Annotated in this window: 11 protein-coding genes and 1 pseudogene; 1 reads left to right on the top strand and 11 read right to left on the bottom strand. The window is 62.7% G+C overall.

The genetic code is table 11. From position 1 onward, the window contains the following. The 5 genes and pseudogenes from QP109_RS09065 to QP109_RS09045 all read right to left on the bottom strand — a co-directional run. Nucleotides 1–284 (bottom strand): annotated as a pseudogene (locus tag QP109_RS09065) (hypothetical protein); the annotation flags it as partial. 73 nt (nt 285–357) lie between these two features. Further along, complete coding sequence (locus tag QP109_RS09060) at nt 358–1,077, bottom strand: ABC transporter ATP-binding protein (RefSeq protein ID WP_285024408.1); 720 nt, start codon at nt 1,075–1,077, stop codon at nt 358–360. Nucleotide 1,078: 1 nt separating this feature from the next. After that, on the bottom strand, nt 1,079–2,287 hold the full coding sequence (locus QP109_RS09055) for an ABC transporter permease (protein ID WP_270772885.1): 1,209 nt from the start codon (nt 2,285–2,287) through the stop codon (nt 1,079–1,081). Between the two features lie 15 nt (nt 2,288–2,302). Continuing rightward, nucleotides 2,303–3,427: an FtsX-like permease family protein gene (locus QP109_RS09050; protein ID WP_285024405.1), complete on the bottom strand. Its 1,125-nt coding sequence runs from the start codon at nt 3,425–3,427 to the stop codon at nt 2,303–2,305. A 65-nt stretch (nt 3,428–3,492) separates the two neighbouring features. Beyond that, nucleotides 3,493–4,383, bottom strand: coding sequence for a DUF6273 domain-containing protein (locus QP109_RS09045; protein WP_285024403.1), 891 nt, complete (start codon nt 4,381–4,383; stop codon nt 3,493–3,495). Here QP109_RS09045 and QP109_RS09430 point away from each other — a divergent pair. Beyond that, nucleotides 4,286–4,858 (top strand): hypothetical protein, encoded by a 573-nt coding sequence (locus tag QP109_RS09430; RefSeq protein WP_502929306.1) that lies wholly within the window; start codon nt 4,286–4,288, stop codon nt 4,856–4,858. The genes QP109_RS09045 and QP109_RS09430 overlap by 98 nt on opposite strands. Before the next feature lie 639 nt (nt 4,859–5,497). On the opposite strand, the gene ppdK is transcribed toward QP109_RS09430, so the two are convergent. The 6 genes from ppdK to QP109_RS09010 all read right to left on the bottom strand — a co-directional run bounded on the left by ppdK (nt 5,498) and on the right by QP109_RS09010 (nt 14,812). Continuing rightward, nucleotides 5,498–8,206 carry a pyruvate, phosphate dikinase gene (gene ppdK / locus QP109_RS09035; RefSeq protein ID WP_285024401.1) on the bottom strand — a complete coding sequence of 903 codons (2,709 nt, stop codon included), beginning with the start codon at nt 8,204–8,206 and terminating at the stop codon, nt 5,498–5,500. Nucleotides 8,207–8,692: 486 nt separating this feature from the next. Further along, nucleotides 8,693–11,161: an ATP-dependent Clp protease ATP-binding subunit gene (locus tag QP109_RS09030; protein ID WP_285024399.1), complete on the bottom strand. Its 2,469-nt coding sequence runs from the start codon at nt 11,159–11,161 to the stop codon at nt 8,693–8,695. Between the two features lie 152 nt (nt 11,162–11,313). Continuing rightward, nucleotides 11,314–11,745 (bottom strand): D-aminoacyl-tRNA deacylase, encoded by a 432-nt coding sequence (dtd, locus tag QP109_RS09025; protein WP_285024398.1) that lies wholly within the window; start codon nt 11,743–11,745, stop codon nt 11,314–11,316. Next, nucleotides 11,745–13,034, bottom strand: a complete 1,290-nt coding sequence (ygfZ, locus tag QP109_RS09020) for a CAF17-like 4Fe-4S cluster assembly/insertion protein YgfZ (RefSeq protein ID WP_502929305.1) — start codon at nt 13,032–13,034, stop codon at nt 11,745–11,747. The genes dtd and ygfZ overlap by 1 nt, the downstream gene beginning before the upstream one ends. Beyond that, on the bottom strand, nt 13,018–13,662 hold the full coding sequence (locus tag QP109_RS09015) for a heme-binding beta-barrel domain-containing protein (RefSeq protein ID WP_285024397.1): 645 nt from the start codon (nt 13,660–13,662) through the stop codon (nt 13,018–13,020). Before QP109_RS09015 ends, ygfZ begins: the two co-directional genes overlap by 17 nt. Before the next feature lie 97 nt (nt 13,663–13,759). Further along, nucleotides 13,760–14,812, bottom strand: a complete 1,053-nt coding sequence (locus QP109_RS09010) for a hypothetical protein (RefSeq protein WP_285024396.1) — start codon at nt 14,810–14,812, stop codon at nt 13,760–13,762. Between the last annotated feature and the right edge of the window lie 274 nt (nt 14,813–15,086).

Here is a 15,086-nt window from a genome sequence, read left to right as displayed (position 1 = left end):
GTGTTCACCCCGTCCTTACCCGCCTCGACATCGCCCGCCAGATAGGCCTTCTCGGCCTGATCCAGAATCTCACCCATTTCCTCGGCGACCGCGCCCCAACTGGACACGGCGCCCTCGGCTCGCGCGGCGGCCGGGGCGAGGACCCCGATGAGAAAGGCAAGGAGGAGCGGGACGAAGAGGATCCAGGGGCGCCTCGTCAATGCCGTCGTCGAGGATGTCGATGCGCCCACCCGTGTTCCTCCAGAGTTCTGCTTGTCGTTGTTGATGAGGGCGAGGGGAAGCATGCCGACCCCAAAGTCGCCAAGATTAGCTTAGCCTAACCTCCGCGAATTCAGAAATAAGTCATCGAAGAGTTATCTAATTGAGATCTTCGCAGGCGGGAGAGCCTCCGCGCAGGGCATCCCCGAGGCGCAGGACTCCGCTTTCCATCACCATCACACGATCGGCGAAATGAACGGCCTCATCCTCGTGCGTCACTACGAGCACCGCCGCGCCCTCGTCCGCCGCACGCCGGAGTATCCTCAGCGCCGTCTGGGCGTTCCCCGCGTCCAGTCCCGCGGTCGGTTCGTCGGCGAGGACCGTCTCCGGCCGCATCACCAACGCCCGCGCCACAGCCATCCGACGCAGTTCCCCTCCCGAGAGCTCATCGGGGCGAGCGTCGGCCAGGGGCGCCAGATCGACGCCCTCCAGCAGGACCTCCGCCCGCTCGCGGACCCCCTCCTGCTCGACTCGCGCCCGGATGATCGACGGGAGGAGGACGTTCTCCAGCACCGACAGGCTGCGCAGCGCGGTGTGCCCCTGAGGGATCACGCCGATCCGCTCGTTGCGGAGCACCGAGGCCGCAGCATCCGGGAGGGCGTACAGATCCTCGCCGTCGATCAGGACGGTCCCCTCCGTCGGCGCGAGGATCCCCGCCATCATCGACAGCAGGGTGCTCTTACCGCTCCCCGAGCGTCCGCGAATCACCAGCAACTCGCCGGGGCTCAGGCGAAGATCCACCGGCTCGACCGCCGAGAACATCGCTCCGCCGCGCACGCGCGGGAAGTCCTTCCTCACGCCTCTCGCTTCAAGAGTCACGTCATTCCCCTTCCCTGAGGACAAGCCCCACGTCCATCGCGCCGATACGGCGAATCGAGACCCACCCCGCGACTCCCGCCGAGGCCAGGGCGACCAGGAGCGCGGCGAGAGCGATGAGTCCCGACTCCAAGGGCCCCGGCATGAGGAACCCGATGCCGAGCATTTGACCGACCAGCGCCCGGAAGGCCGAGAGCAGAACCCCCGACACGACGACGCCCGCGAGCGCGCCGGCCAGATCGACGGCCGCAGACTCCGCGAGGACGAGGCGTCCGAGCCGCGAGCGACTCACACCCATCGCCCTGAGGAGGGCGAACTCCCGAGCTCTTTCGTGAATCATCATCGTGAACACGAGGACGCTCATCCCCGATCCGACCGCCCATACGACGCCCACGAGCAGCGCGACCGCGCGCGATGTCCGCACGAGCGTCGCCGAGATCCCCGAGACCATGCTCTTCGCCGTCGAAACGGAGACCCCGTCCACGCTCTCGCGGATCCGCTGAGCGACCGCCTCCGCGTCCTCGCCGTCCGCGACGCGGACGAGAACCGAGGACACGACGCTCCCCGGATCGGCGTCCCGATACTTGTTCAGTCCCTTCTCCAAGGAGGCCGCCATAAGGCTCCTGCCCGTGTCGAAGTTCGCGTACACGGCGTTGTCGAGGGTCGAGCCCGTCGGATCGAACTGGCCGACGACCCTGAGAGTCCGACCGTAGATCTTGAAGGAGCCGTCGACCGGTACGGCGACGTTCGCTCCCACGAGGACGTCCATCTCGCCGATCTCCACGCCGCCCGTCGTGTCGGCGATCCACGGTTGAATGGCGAAATCCGTCTCCGGATCGAAGGCGATGACCTGGTATCTCCCCGAGCAGCAGCTCGCCCTCGCGGATGCGAGGAATATCTGGGGGGACGCCTTCTCCACGCCGGCGACATCGCGGACCCTCGCAACGACTCCTGCATCCATATAGAAATAGCCCGGCTCGGCCTCGAGGAGAAAGGTCCGGGCGTCGAAATCCCCGCCGGCGTCGCTCGGGGTGACGAGCACATCCGCCCCGAGACGGGCCTCCACCGTCGCCAGGCCACCGCGGATCCCCTGAACGAGGATGGTTCCCCCGAAGACAGCCGAGGCCATGAGCGCTGCAAATACGAACAGCGCGAAGGCGCGAGTCGGGTGCGCGCGCAGAGCGCGAAGGGGCAGTTCCCTCAAAGAACGCATAGATCCGTCTCCTTCCTACGTCGTCAACAGCATCGAGTCGTCGGCGGCTCGCAACAGCCTCGGAAGCACGGCCCTTGCGCCGATCCAGGCGACGAGGAGGCTCATCGCCACCGCCGCGGCGGCGAGCGCGGCGAGGTTGCCCGGGGAGACGAGCTCGCTCCTCACGGGCGCGACGCCGATGAGGGCGACGAGCCCCGCGGCCACGAGCGCCCCGAGCAGGGCCCCCGAGGCGTGGACCATGAGCGCCTCCCGTAGGAGGACGCGCTCGACGAGGGCCCTCGAAGCCCCGAGGATCCGCCACACGTTCGCCTCGCGGCGCCGCTCGTTGAACAGCGCCCATTGGGCGACGGCGAGCGCCCCGAGCAGGATCAGCCACGTCAGGGCCGCGACCCCGGCGAGCATGGACGAATGCGCGGACATCGAGGAGGCGGTCCCCACCAGCGCTTCCTCCGAATGGACGGCCGTCACGCGTCGGACGTAGAGGTTGATCCAGTTCGTCACCGATTCCGCCTCGGAGCGCTCCTTGAGTCGTAGCAGCGCGACCGAGTAGTCGGCATGCGGGTCGAGAGAGGCGAAGGAATCGTCGCCTACGGCGACCGCGGCGGCGATCACCCGCTCGAGGGAGCCGATCGGCACGAACACCGCCTTGTCCAGCTCGGCGCCGATCCTCTCGAGATGGGAGTCGACCGGCCATTCCTCGCCGAAGAGGGTCACCGTGCCCTCGCGCGACACCGCCACATCGGCACCCACCGCGACGGATCCCTCCGGCACCACGTGATCGGGGCCCTCGCGCAGCCAGGGCGCAACGACGAAGTCGGAGGCCGGGTCGAAACCGATGATCCAGAGGGGCTCCCCCCCGCCGGTCGCGTCCGACAGGTAGAGCTGATAGGCGATGCGATCGATGTCCTCGTTGGAGTTCAGACGCGACAGAGTCGAGCGCTCCTTGTGGAAGAGGACGGGGCTGCCGACCATCTGGATGCAGGACTTGTCGAGTTGCAGGAAGCCCGCCGAGGGGTAGACGACGACGTCCGCGCCCAGTCTGTCTCGAGCCAGGGAGAGCTCCGCCCTCGTCGACTGCACGAGGAGCAGGCCCGTCAGCGCGCAGGCGGTCTGCGCGAGCGCGAGGAGCGCGAGGATCATTGTCCGCAGCGGGCGGGCCCGCGCGCTCTTCAGCGGGAGGCTCCTCAGGGAAAGACGGTCGCGCCTCATCGCCCAGCGCCTCCCGCGCTCGTATCGAGCCACAGGGCCGGGCGGACCCCGTAGGTCGCATCGGCGGCGGCGCCGGAGCCGTGGCGTACGCCCTCGCGGTCGACGTACTGCGCCGTGAAGTCGTAGGTCCCCGGGGAGCGCAACCACCAGTCGGCCCGCCCCTCCTCGTCCGTGGGCAGATCGTCGTCGTCGACGGCCGCGGACAGGGCGGCCGAACCGAGCGCGGCGCGCTCGACGGCGTCGGAGATGTAGATCGAGGCCTCGGTCTCGCTCAGCGCGAAGACGCGATCCCTCGTCGCGGGGCCCGCAGCGGTGCCGGTCGCGGACTGCGGAGCGTTGGGGACCTCGACCGTCGGGACGAGGGAGAGCTCGCTTTCGTTGAAAGCCGCCGCGGGGAAGTCCGAGTTCATCCATCTGCGGAGGTCGGAGCGCTCCCAGGTGACGGGCTCGAAGGGGACGCGGTGGTAGGGGGCGGCGTCGAGGGAATCGTGGCTGAGCAGCAGCAGCCTCCCGTCGATCCGGTCGAGGACGATCCAGCGGATCGGCTCCGGGCCGTTCGCGGCATCGCCGTCCTGTTCGAAGGAGCCGAACTCGATGAGATCCCCCTTCTTCGCCGAACGATAAGGGAGGGCAGGGTCCGCCTCAGTCATCCCCCGAAGGCGCTCGGCCGAGTCGGCGTACCCATCGAGGCGTGAATAGGCGCGGTAGGCCCCTTCGCGCTCGCCGACCTCCTCGAGGCGGAGAGCCTCCCGATAGGCGACGTCCATCCGAAGGCGGTGGATCCCGAAGATGGCGAGCGCGAGTGCGAGCAGCGCGACCCCGACTACGATCGCGCGCCGTTTCCGCCTCGCGGGGGAGGGCGGAAGCGCGATGGCGCGCGCCCTCATCTCAGGCGACGGCCCGCTCGCCGCGCTTCGCCACGGTGGCGAGCGCCCCTGCCCCGGACAGGGCGATGAGACCCGTCATCACTCGGGTGAAGGGCTGGAATACGGTGTAGCAGCGCATGTTCTTCATCATGCACATGGGGCAAATCCCGCCGGGGACGAAGAAGAGGACGACACTCGCGATGACGGCGAGAAGCTGAAGAAGGATCCTCACGCCCCTGTTCTTCACGAAAGCGGCGGTCCCGAAGAGGGCAACGAGGCCGACGCCTCCCGCAGCGACCGTGTTCTGACACTGGTGACAGTGCATCCAGGTGCCGTCCTCTCGACGGTGGCAGGCGGAGAAGACCGTCGTGACCCCGAGGACGAGCAGGAGGCTCAACGCTGCTGGGGCAACGGTGAGCACCAGATTCTTCTTCGACATGGGTCGCTCCTCTGTTCTTTAACGGGCGCATATGCTGACGCGGTTGGACATATATAGTTAGTTGGACATATATAGTTAAGGACACCCTTACCTAAATTGTCAATCCGCGGGCACCACCGGACCGCGGATCTCCGGAACGCGGGCCTCCGATCCTGGGATTCCGGAAACCGGAAGCGCCCGAGAGCCTTCGACATACGCGATAATCGAGCGGAAACAGCCGGAGGGCGACACCGCCTGATCCCGCTCGCTGATGGCGACCCCGAGGAGTTCTCAGTGCTCGCAGCCGCCTTCACACCATAGACCACCGCAGTAGCCGGTTCGCTCCCCCTCTCGGCCCTCTTCGGCCTCCTCCGCTCATCGTGTTCTTCGTCACGCTCGGCGTCTTCAAGATCGCGACGCACTGGTGCACGCTCGGCTCCCCCGCGGGTAGTTCATCACCGAACAGCCCCGACATCATCCTCCGAATCGGGAATCGTCGCGTTCCAGAGCCCTTCGCCTCGACGAAAAAACGGATCCAGTCGCGCAGAGGCCGCTTCATGCTCCCGGGGAAGGCGGAGCCCCCGCTCTCGGCCATGACGGTCGAGGGCGGGGGCTTCGAGGTTCGACGGGCTCTCATCGCCGCTCATCGGCGACGGGAGAGCGCGATCCGGGCCGACTCCCGTTCCACGGGCGCCCGACCCGGACCACGGAATCGGCTCAGGCCTCCTCGGTCAGGACCGCGGCACGGCCAGCCTCAAGGCGAGCAACCGGGACGCGGAACGGCGAACACGACACGTAATCGACGCCGACCTCATGGAAGAAGTGGATCGACAGCGGATCGCCACCATGCTCGCCACATACACCCAGCTTGATGTTCGGCTTGGTCGAACGAGCGCGCGTCACGCCCTCGCGAACCAGGGTGCCAACACCGTGGACATCGATGGACTCGAACGGCGAAACACCGAAGATGCCGGCCTCAATGTAGTGCGGGAAGAAGACGCCTTCGACGTCGTCACGCGAGAAGCCCCAGACAGTCTGGGTCAGGTCGTTCGTGCCGAACGAGAAGAAGTCAGCTTCTTCAGCGAGATCTTCAGCGGTCATTGCTGCACGCGGAAGCTCGATCATTGCGCCGATGGTAACACCGGACAGGTCAACGCCACGCTCGGCTGCGACCTCGGCGATAATGTCTTCACCCTCTTCGCGGATCAGCTGGAGCTCGCGGACGGAGCCGACCAGCGGAACCATGATTTCCGGCTTCGGGGACAGGCCACGGGAAACGAGTTCAGCGGCTGCCTCGCAGAGTGCGCGCATCTGCAGGGCGAACAGGCCGGGCAGGTAAATGCCGAGGCGGACGCCACGCAGGCCGAGCATCGGGTTCTGCTCGTGGAAGCGACGAACCTCAGCCAGCATCTTCTCGTCAGCCGGATCAGCTTCGCCGGTCGCTTTCGCGACAGCAACCTTGATTTCCAGCTCGGACAGTGCCGGCATGAACTCGTGGAGCGGCGGGTCAATCAGGCGGACGGTCATCGACTTGCCATCCATGACCTCGAGCATCTCGAGGAAGTCCTGCTTCTGGAGCTTTTCGAGTTCGCCGAACGCTGCAGCGCGTTCCTGCGAGCCCGGTGCGGAGAGGATTGCGCGCTCAACCAGTGGGCGACGTGCGCCGAGGAACATGTGCTCGGTACGGCAGAGACCGATGCCTTCAGCGCCGAACTCGATCGCGCGACGCGAGTCGGTCGGGGTGTCAGCGTTGGCGCGGACGCGCAGGCGACGAACCTTGTCGGCGCGCTGCAGGATCTTGTCAACGGCCTTAACCAGTTCCTGGGTGCCTTCGTCGTTGCCGGCAGCAATCAGGCCAGCTTCGAGGCCGTGCGACAGGTAGGTGGTGACCGGAGAGTCGGTAACCGGGACCTCGCCGATGAAGATCTCACCGGTCTGACCGTCGATCGCGATCGTGTCGTCGGAGGTGTAGGTGGTGCCATCAATGACGACGGTGCCGGCCTCGGCGTCAATCTCGAGCGCTTCGGCGCCACAGACGCAGGTCTTGCCCATGCCACGCGCGACAACTGCAGCGTGCGAGGTCTTGCCACCGCGGGCGGTCAGAACGCCTTCGGCGACAACCATGCCCGGCAGGTCATCCGGGTTGGTTTCGCGACGAACCAGAACGCATTTGACGCCGTCAGCGTGGAACTTCTCAGCTTGAGCGTTGTCGAAGGCAATCTTGCCGACTGCTGCGCCCGGTGAAGCGGCCATGCCACGTGCGATGAGTTCCTTGGCAGCCTTCGAGTCGAACTGTGGGAACATCAGCTGGGTCAGCTGATCGCCGGTGACGCGAGTCAGGGCCTCGTCGCGGGTAATCAGCTTTTCTTCGGTCAGCTGGGTGGCGATACGGAATGCGGCGGCAGCGGTGCGCTTACCAACGCGGGTCTGGAGCATCCAGAGCTTGCCGCGCTCGATGGTGAACTCGATATCACACATGTCGCGGTAGTGGGTTTCAAGCTTGCGCATGATGCCGCGCAACTTGTCGTAGGAAGCCTTGTCGATATTCTCGAGGTCGGCGAGGGACAGGGTGTTGCGGATACCTGCAACGACGTCCTCACCCTGAGCGTTCTCAAGGTAGTCGCCGTACACGCCTGCGTGGCCGGACGAGGGGTCGCGGGTGAAGCAGACGCCGGTGCCGGAGCCTTCACCCATGTTACCGAAGACCATAGTGCAGATGTTGACTGCGGTGCCCAGGTCGTGGGGGATGCGCTCACGACGACGGTAGATGCGTGCGCGCTCGGTGTTCCAGGAGCGGAACACGGCTTCGATGGCCATGTCCATCTGGGTGCGAGGATCCTGCGGGAAGTCCATGCCCTTCTGCTCGCAGACGATCTTCTTGAAGGTCTCAACGAGGCCCTTCAGGTCGTCAGCGGTCAGTTCGGTGTCGCCTTTGACGCCACGAGTTGCCTTCAGATCGTCCAGGGCGTCGGAGAACAGGTCACCATCAATGTCAAGAACCGTCTTGCCGAACATCTGGATCAGACGACGGTAGGAGTCCCATGCGAAGCGCTCGTTGCCCGAAATCTTTGCGAGACCCTGAACTGAGTCGTCGTTCAGACCGATATTGAGGACGGTTTCCATCATGCCCGGCATCGAGAACTTTGCGCCCGAACGCACCGAGACGAGGAGCGGGTTGTAGGGGTCACCCAGGTGGCGTTCCATCTGATCTTCGACGCGGCGAAGAGCGGTAGTCACCTCGGTTTCCAGGGATTCGGGAACAATCGAATCCTTGAGGTATGCGCGGCACGCCTCGGTGGTGATGGTGAATCCGGGGGGAACGGGCAGTCCAAGCTTCGTCATTTCCGCAAGGTTTGCGCCCTTACCTCCGAGCAGGTCCTTCATGGACTTGTCGCCCTCGGAGAAGTCATACACATACTTGACCATTGAGGTCCTCAACTTCCGTCGATCACGTAAAAGTGGCCCGCCATCGGGCCGCTAGTGGGAAGAATAGCAAAAAGGGACTTAGGTCACCGAATGCTTTACCTTTGTTTTCAGCATCTTTGCAGTTCGCTTAGGAAGTTTGTCGCATATGTGACATTTTCGCGCTGTTTCAGTAGGGGTAGAGGTGTGTCTACACCTCGTTCCGCTTCCCATCGACGAGGCCCCCGCGACACACTGCACCTGACGCGACACAACCGGGCTCGAACACGCAAAATCGTCGCACCAGGTGCACTCGGGAGCACAAAACCCTCCGACACGCGTCACCGCCTACACCTCACGCGACAAAACCCCACCAAAACAAACCAAACCGTCGCACCAGGTGCAGCCGGTGCCCGAAAACACTGGCGGGCCTACCCCCAAGGGTGAGCCCGCCAGCTCTACACGTTCAACGCCGGTTGCTGACCGTTGAAGGTCGCTGAGCGTTGAAAGTCATTGGCCGTTGAAAGTGAATTTTCGGTCCGGACCTTCACCCTCGACACCGACCGTGACAACCTGGCCGGCAACGATCTCTCCGAAGAGGATGCGCTCAGACAGAGCGTCTTCGATCTCGCGCTGGATGGCGCGACGCAAGGGGCGCGCACCGAGCACCGGGTCGAAGCCAAGATCGGCCAGCAGATCGCGTGCTTCGTCGGTGAGCTGCAGGTGCATGTCCTGCGCTTCCATACGCTTGGCCAGCTTCGCGATCATCAGGTCGACGATCTGCTTGATCTGATCCTTATTCAGTGGCGGGAACACGATCGTGTCATCGACGCGGTTCAAGAACTCGGGGCGGAAGTGCTGCTTGAGCTCTTCATCAACCTTTGCCTTCATACGCGAGTAGTCATGCGTCAGGTTGTCAGCGGACTGGAAGCCTGTCAAAACACCCTTGTTGATGTCACGTGTACCAAGGTTCGTGGTCATGATGATGACCGTGTTCTTGAAGTCGACCTTGCGTCCCTGAGAGTCAGTCAGACGACCTTCTTCGAGGATCTGCAGTAGCGAGTTGAAGATGTCCGGATGAGCCTTTTCAACCTCGTCGAAGAGGACGACAGAGAACGGCTTGCGGCGAACCTTTTCGGTCAGCTGGCCACCCTCGTCGTAGCCGACGTAGCCAGGAGGAGCACCGAAAAGCCGCGATGCCGTGTGCTTCTCAGAGAACTCGGACATGTCCAGCTGGATCAGAGCATCTTCGTCACCGAACAGGAATTCGGCAAGCGCCTTCGCCAGCTCGGTCTTACCGACACCGGTCGGACCGGCGAAGATGAACGAGCCACCGGGACGGTTCGGATCTTTCAGTCCAGAGCGAGTACGGCGGATCGACTGCGACAGCACGCGAACAGCTTCTTCCTGACCGATGACACGCTTGTGCAGCTCATCTTCCATCTTCAAAAGCTTCGTCGTCTCAGTCTGGGTCAGCTTGAAGACCGGGATGCCAGTCGACATGGCCAGGACTTCGGCGATCTCTTCTTCTGTGACCTCTGCGATGGAGTCGGATTCTCCGCCCTTCCAGGACGTTTCCTTCTCTTCACGCTGAGCAACTAGGTTGGATTCTTCGTCGCGCAGGCCGGCTGCCTTCTCGAAGTCCTGATCGTCGATCGCCGATTCCTTGTTGCGACGAACTTCGGCGATCTTCTCGTCAAGTTCACGCAACTCGGGCGGAGCGGTCATACGACGAATACGCAGGCGTGCGCCCGCCTCATCGACCAGATCGATGGCCTTGTCCGGCAGGAAGCGATCAGAGATGTATCGGTCCGCAAGTTCAGCGGCCGCCTTGATTGCTTCATCGGTGATGATGACACGGTGATGTGCCTCGTAGCGATCGCGCAAGCCCTTCAGGATTTCGACGGTCTCCTCAACGCTCGGCTCATCGACCTTGACGGGCTGGAAGCGTCGCTCAAGCGCCGCATCCTTTTCGATGTACTTGCGGTACTCGTCGTTCGTGGTCGCGCCGATTGTCTGAAGCTCGCCACGCGCAAGCATGGGCTTGAGCATCTGGGCGGCGTCGATCGACCCTTCAGCGGCGCCCGCACCGACCAGGGTGTGAATTTCGTCGATGAAGAGGATGATGTCGCCGCGCGTACGGATTTCCTTGAGAACCTTCTTCAAGCGTTCTTCAAAGTCGCCGCGGTAGCGCGAGCCAGCGACCAGCGAACCCATATCCAGGCTGTAGATCTGGCGGTCCTTGATCGTTTCGGGCACATCACCGTGGACGATTGCTTGCGCCAGTCCCTCGACGACGGCGGTCTTACCAACGCCGGGTTCACCGATCAGAACCGGATTGTTCTTGGTGCGACGCGAGAGAACCTGCATGACGCGCTCCATCTCGACACGACGACCAATCACCGGGTCGAGCTTGTTATCGCGAGCAGCCTGGGTCAGGTTGCGGCCGAACTGCTCCAGAACCGCAGAGTTCTGGCGTTCGTGCGTGGAGGACCCGCCAACGCCCGCGCCGACAGATTCGCGTCCTTCACCTTCGCCGCGCTGGTATCCGCTGAGTAGCTGGATCACGTTCTGGCGAACCTGGGAAAGGTCAGCGCCACGCTTGGTCAGAACCTGGGCGGCGACGCCTTCACCTTCTTTCAGCAGGCCAAGCAAAAGGTGTTCGGTGCCGATGTAGTTGTGGCCAAGCTGCAGTGCCTCACGCAGTGACAGCTCGAAGACTCGCTTTGCGCGCGGTGTGAAGGGAATGTGGCCTTCAACCGTCTTTTCGCCTTCGCCAATGATCTCAATGACGGACGCACGGACGTCGCCATCGTTAATGTCCATCATCGCGAGCGCCTTCGCGGCGACGCCTTCACCTTCGGAGATCAGGCCGAGCAAAAGGTGCTCAGTCCCGATGTAGTTGTGCTTGAGCCCGCGCGCTTCATCCTGCGCGAGGACGACGACGCGCCTAGCTCGGTCGGTAAACCGTTCGAACATGTCATTCCCTTTGTGTCCGGGGACCGCGCCAACGCGCGGAGTGATTCTTCAACTGAAACCACACTAAGCGAGCGCACGATGATATGCGCGTTAGTTCGCCATGGGGTGAAAAAGGAATATCGACGAGGCTGATCGGCTCCCGGCTGTTTCAGTTACGCTTCGGATTCCACCAGTACGGTGAACGGGCCATCATTGACCAGCGAAACTTCCATCATCGCGCCGAATTCGCCCGTTGCTACTTCGAGTCCGCGACCTCGTAAATCGGCGACAACCGCATCGACGAGAGGCTGCGCTTCATCGCCCGGGGCGGCATTCACCCACGAGGGGCGACGCCCCTTGCGCGTATCACCGTAGAGCGTGAACTGCGAAACCACCAGGATCGGAGCATCGAGTTCCGAGGCGGACTGCTCATCACCGAGAATGCGAAGTTCCGCGATCTTACGGGCGACAGTCGCAACTTGCTCCGCGCCGTCTCCCCTTTTCACGCCGAGCAACACCAGCAGGCCCGGGCGATCAATCGCTCCGACAACCTGACCGTCAACAGACACGGAAGCGCTGGTTACGCGCTGAATAACCGCGCGCATCAGCGGGCTCCCAACGCGCCCAGGCCACCGATCGGCGACACGTCATGGCGACGCAGATCAGGATTATTCAAATCAGCGCCCGGACGCGTTTCGGGGGACATCGCAGATTTGCCATCAACGGGAACAATCAGTTCCTGAGCTGCAGCAATACCGTCCAAGTCGAACACCATCGACGCCGGAACGTTGCGCGCAAGCACCGCCAAAGCAATCGGACCAAGCTCTCCATGGCGAGCAACAGAGGTCACGACACCAACAACTCGACCGTTCGATTCAATGCGAGTACCTACCTCGGGAAGATCGCCTCGTGAACCATCAAGCTGCAGGAACGTCAGGCGACGCGGCGGACGCCCCAAATTGAGCACGCGAGCAATCGACTCCTGCCCGCGATAACAGCCCTTATTCGTGTGGACCGCAGTGCGCAGCCAATCGACTTCAGCCGGAATCGACCGCGCGTCCGTGTCGACACCCAAGCGCGGGCGCCACGCAGCAATACGCATCGCCTCCCACGCAAGGAACCCCGCAGGCTTCCGCTTCGCATCAGTAGTCAGCCAGTCGGTAACAAACTGCTTCGCCCCATCGCGATGCACAACATGCAAACGTATCTGTGAGCGTTCGCCCGGATGAGAGCCCTGGAAGTATTCCGTGCCTCCCTCGGTCGTGCCCGGCCACGGATCGTTCCAGGTCAGCACGAGGCCGGGAAGCCCGGTAGCTGTATCCGTGTCACTGCCCGCGGTCGCGAACACCGTCACGTCAGAGCACACATCAACCCGCACGCGCAGAGCAAACTGCATCGAACGCAGGAACTCCGCTAGACCCCGGGTGTCATGGCCTTCGCAGATCAACCACGTATTCTCGCCGTCGTCCGCTACTGCAGCCTGGTGCTCAATATGACCCTGAGGATCCAGAACCAGAAGCTCCTTCGAATCCCCCGGGCCCATACCCGTGACAATCTGCGTCGTAATGCTGGTCAGCCACGTCTGACGATCCACACCAGACACGGTGATGACGCCCAAGTCTGCGCGATCCGTGATCGCGCGACCCTCTTCCAAGGCCCACTGTTCTCCCAAAGGGTCGCCGTAATGCAGGGCAATCGGCGTCGCGGGGATCGCAAAGGTCTTTGGCTCCGCTCCTTCTTCAGGGGTGTCAGCTTCTTTAGCGCGGGTGTCCTGATCCCCTAGATCGTCGGACGTGAGAATCGCACCCGGCCACGTGGCAAGCGGAGACAGCCACTCATCGGCAGGCGAATCCGACGTAGCGGAAGAAACGGGGAAATCAGACAAGGAAACCACTCTCAGCTTCGGCGTCAATGCCTTCAACGGCTTCGCCCGACGCTGTGTGCGCCTGCTCGGTACGCATCAGGCGACCCGAGAACTCAACGGCAGCTTCGCCACCGGCAATAGTTTTTTCCTGCGTCCACATGAGCTCACCCGCGACCAGGCCGTACATGCGCCCCAGGTGCTCGACCTCTTGCGCCTTCGCGTCGCGCGCAATCGCATCCGACACCATCTGCACGCGCGGGCCAACTCCCACGCCCGCCCACAGCACACCAAGACCATTCGTCAAAGCCGAAGTCGCCGTGAATTCGCGCGGCACATACTGACCCGGAGGAGGCAGCTCACCCGTAGTCGGCATCACCGACACGTACATCGTCTCTTCGACCAGAAGCTCACCGCGACCAATTTGCGACAGCCCCTCGGCAGCGTCCCACGTCGGCTCAATCTCAACGCCGGGAGCCGGAAGACCCTGGTAAATCGACGTGGTGAAACGCATCTGCTCACCACAAATCTCACCGCGCATCTCTTCAATGATCGCAGTATCCGTTTCAGCGCCTGCGACCATGCCCCAGCCCTTCCACGTACCGAGCATCCAGGCGAGAGGAGCAAGAGCAACAGGCAAATCAGCAGGAATAACCATCATGGAAATTAGCCTAAAGGTTTGCGCGCGCCCATGCGATATTTGGGTTCGCCACCACCGCGTCAGTCAGCAGCTTCGAGGCTCGAAGCGAGGATTTGGCTCAGATGCCACCGATGCGGATCAACGCGTAAATCGGAATCGCAGCAACCAAGAACTTTGCGCAGGCGCGACCCAGCGCCCCTGTCGGCGGGCGACGCGTCGTGTGATCACCCAGCAGACCATCAAGAACCACAATCGTCATACCAACAGCCACACCTTCAAGCAGACCGAAAAGAGCGGCCGCCGGAATCGGACCGATAACGGAGGCAAGGCCCGGAAGAATAATCGGCGTCATCTGCGATGCGCGACCGGCAATATATGCGACAACACCAATGATTGCGCCCGAGATCGCTCCCACCGAAAGTGCACCAATCGACTGCGAACGATAGGTGTGGCCAATCTGGTCTCCCCACACAATCAGCGCAATCAAGACCGCGGCAACGGGGATCATCACGCTCCACTGCTCAAGAGAATTCAACGTGATCCACGCAGCCGACGCGGCAATCAGAATCAAGGCTCCAATCGCGGAAGCAAGAGTCAAAGAGGTCGGACGCTCATTGGGACGAGTCTTCACTCGGCGTAGCACCATCACATCGGCCTCATCGACTGATTCACCTGCGATAAGAGCTTCCTGAAGAGCCCGCTCACGCTGGCGTTGCGCAATCGTTTCAGCACAATTCTCACCCGTGATAAACGAGTGATTCGTTGGCGTTGGAGCCGTGAAAATCACCGAAGCAACAATCACAACAACCGACGCCCCGATCACCGGAACGCCATATTTTAAGTCGCCCGTCAGCGCAACCATCATCGGCAGAACAGCTGCTGAAAGCGCCAACGCGATAATCGTGAGGGGAGGAAGATCCAGACCGGTAAGCGCACCCCACGTGAAGGCAAGAACAACACCGATCAGAGCAATCAGGGGAGCAAACGTCAAAGACGTTGCCGGCAACGCCCACACGACCACGGTCAGAATCGAGAAAAGAAGAACGATGACCGCGGATAAGCGCATACCGGTCGCGATCGACAGGGTTGCCATCGAAAGGCGGTCGCTTAAACCGCGACGCCCTCGATGAGAATGGGGCGTCAAGGCACGTCGAGTGGGAACAGACTCCATACGATTCATGGTCGCACATTTTGGTGGGATGTCCCACCTGTCCTCCCCTCGCTGGCGAGGCTCGCATTACGTATGCTTGTACGCGCACCGAGTTGTTAAGCCCCGGGCTCCAAACTCTGCCGCTACGAGCGGCCTTCGCGCCGACAGGCGCTTTCGGCTCGGTGTCTAGTCGTTGAAAAGTGGCTACGATGGGTTTCGGGTTAAAGGACAAAAAGAGTTGGTCTGAGCCCGACTTTTCGGCTTTGTGGTGCGGGAAAGTTTGGTTCAAAGTTGT

The sequence above is a fragment of the Pauljensenia sp. UMB9872 genome, assembly GCF_030212665.1.
Classification (GTDB): Bacteria; Actinomycetota; Actinomycetes; order Actinomycetales; family Actinomycetaceae; genus Pauljensenia; species Pauljensenia turicensis_B.
Note: the sequence above shows the minus strand (reverse complement) of the source record. Positions and strands in the feature narration are given on the sequence as shown.

What these genes read in the sequence shown, in the direction of transcription:
- QP109_RS09055 (WP_270772885.1), bottom strand. Translation starts at nt 2,287, where the DNA reads ATGCGTTCTTTGAGGGAACTGCCCCTTCGCGCTCTGCGCGCGCACCCG.
- ppdK (WP_285024401.1), bottom strand. Translation starts at nt 8,206, where the DNA reads ATGGTCAAGTATGTGTATGACTTCTCCGAGGGCGACAAGTCCATGAAG.
- QP109_RS09015 (WP_285024397.1), bottom strand. Translation starts at nt 13,662, where the DNA reads ATGATGGTTATTCCTGCTGATTTGCCTGTTGCTCTTGCTCCTCTCGCC.
- QP109_RS09030 (WP_285024399.1), bottom strand. Translation starts at nt 11,161, where the DNA reads ATGTTCGAACGGTTTACCGACCGAGCTAGGCGCGTCGTCGTCCTCGCG.
- QP109_RS09050 (WP_285024405.1), bottom strand. Translation starts at nt 3,427, where the DNA reads ATGATCCTCGCGCTCCTCGCGCTCGCGCAGACCGCCTGCGCGCTGACG.
- QP109_RS09045 (WP_285024403.1), bottom strand. Translation starts at nt 4,383, where the DNA reads ATGAGGGCGCGCGCCATCGCGCTTCCGCCCTCCCCCGCGAGGCGGAAA.
- dtd (WP_285024398.1), bottom strand. Translation starts at nt 11,745, where the DNA reads ATGCGCGCGGTTATTCAGCGCGTAACCAGCGCTTCCGTGTCTGTTGAC.
- QP109_RS09430 (WP_502929306.1), top strand. Translation starts at nt 4,286, where the DNA reads ATGGCGAGCGCGAGTGCGAGCAGCGCGACCCCGACTACGATCGCGCGC.
- QP109_RS09010 (WP_285024396.1), bottom strand. Translation starts at nt 14,812, where the DNA reads ATGGAGTCTGTTCCCACTCGACGTGCCTTGACGCCCCATTCTCATCGA.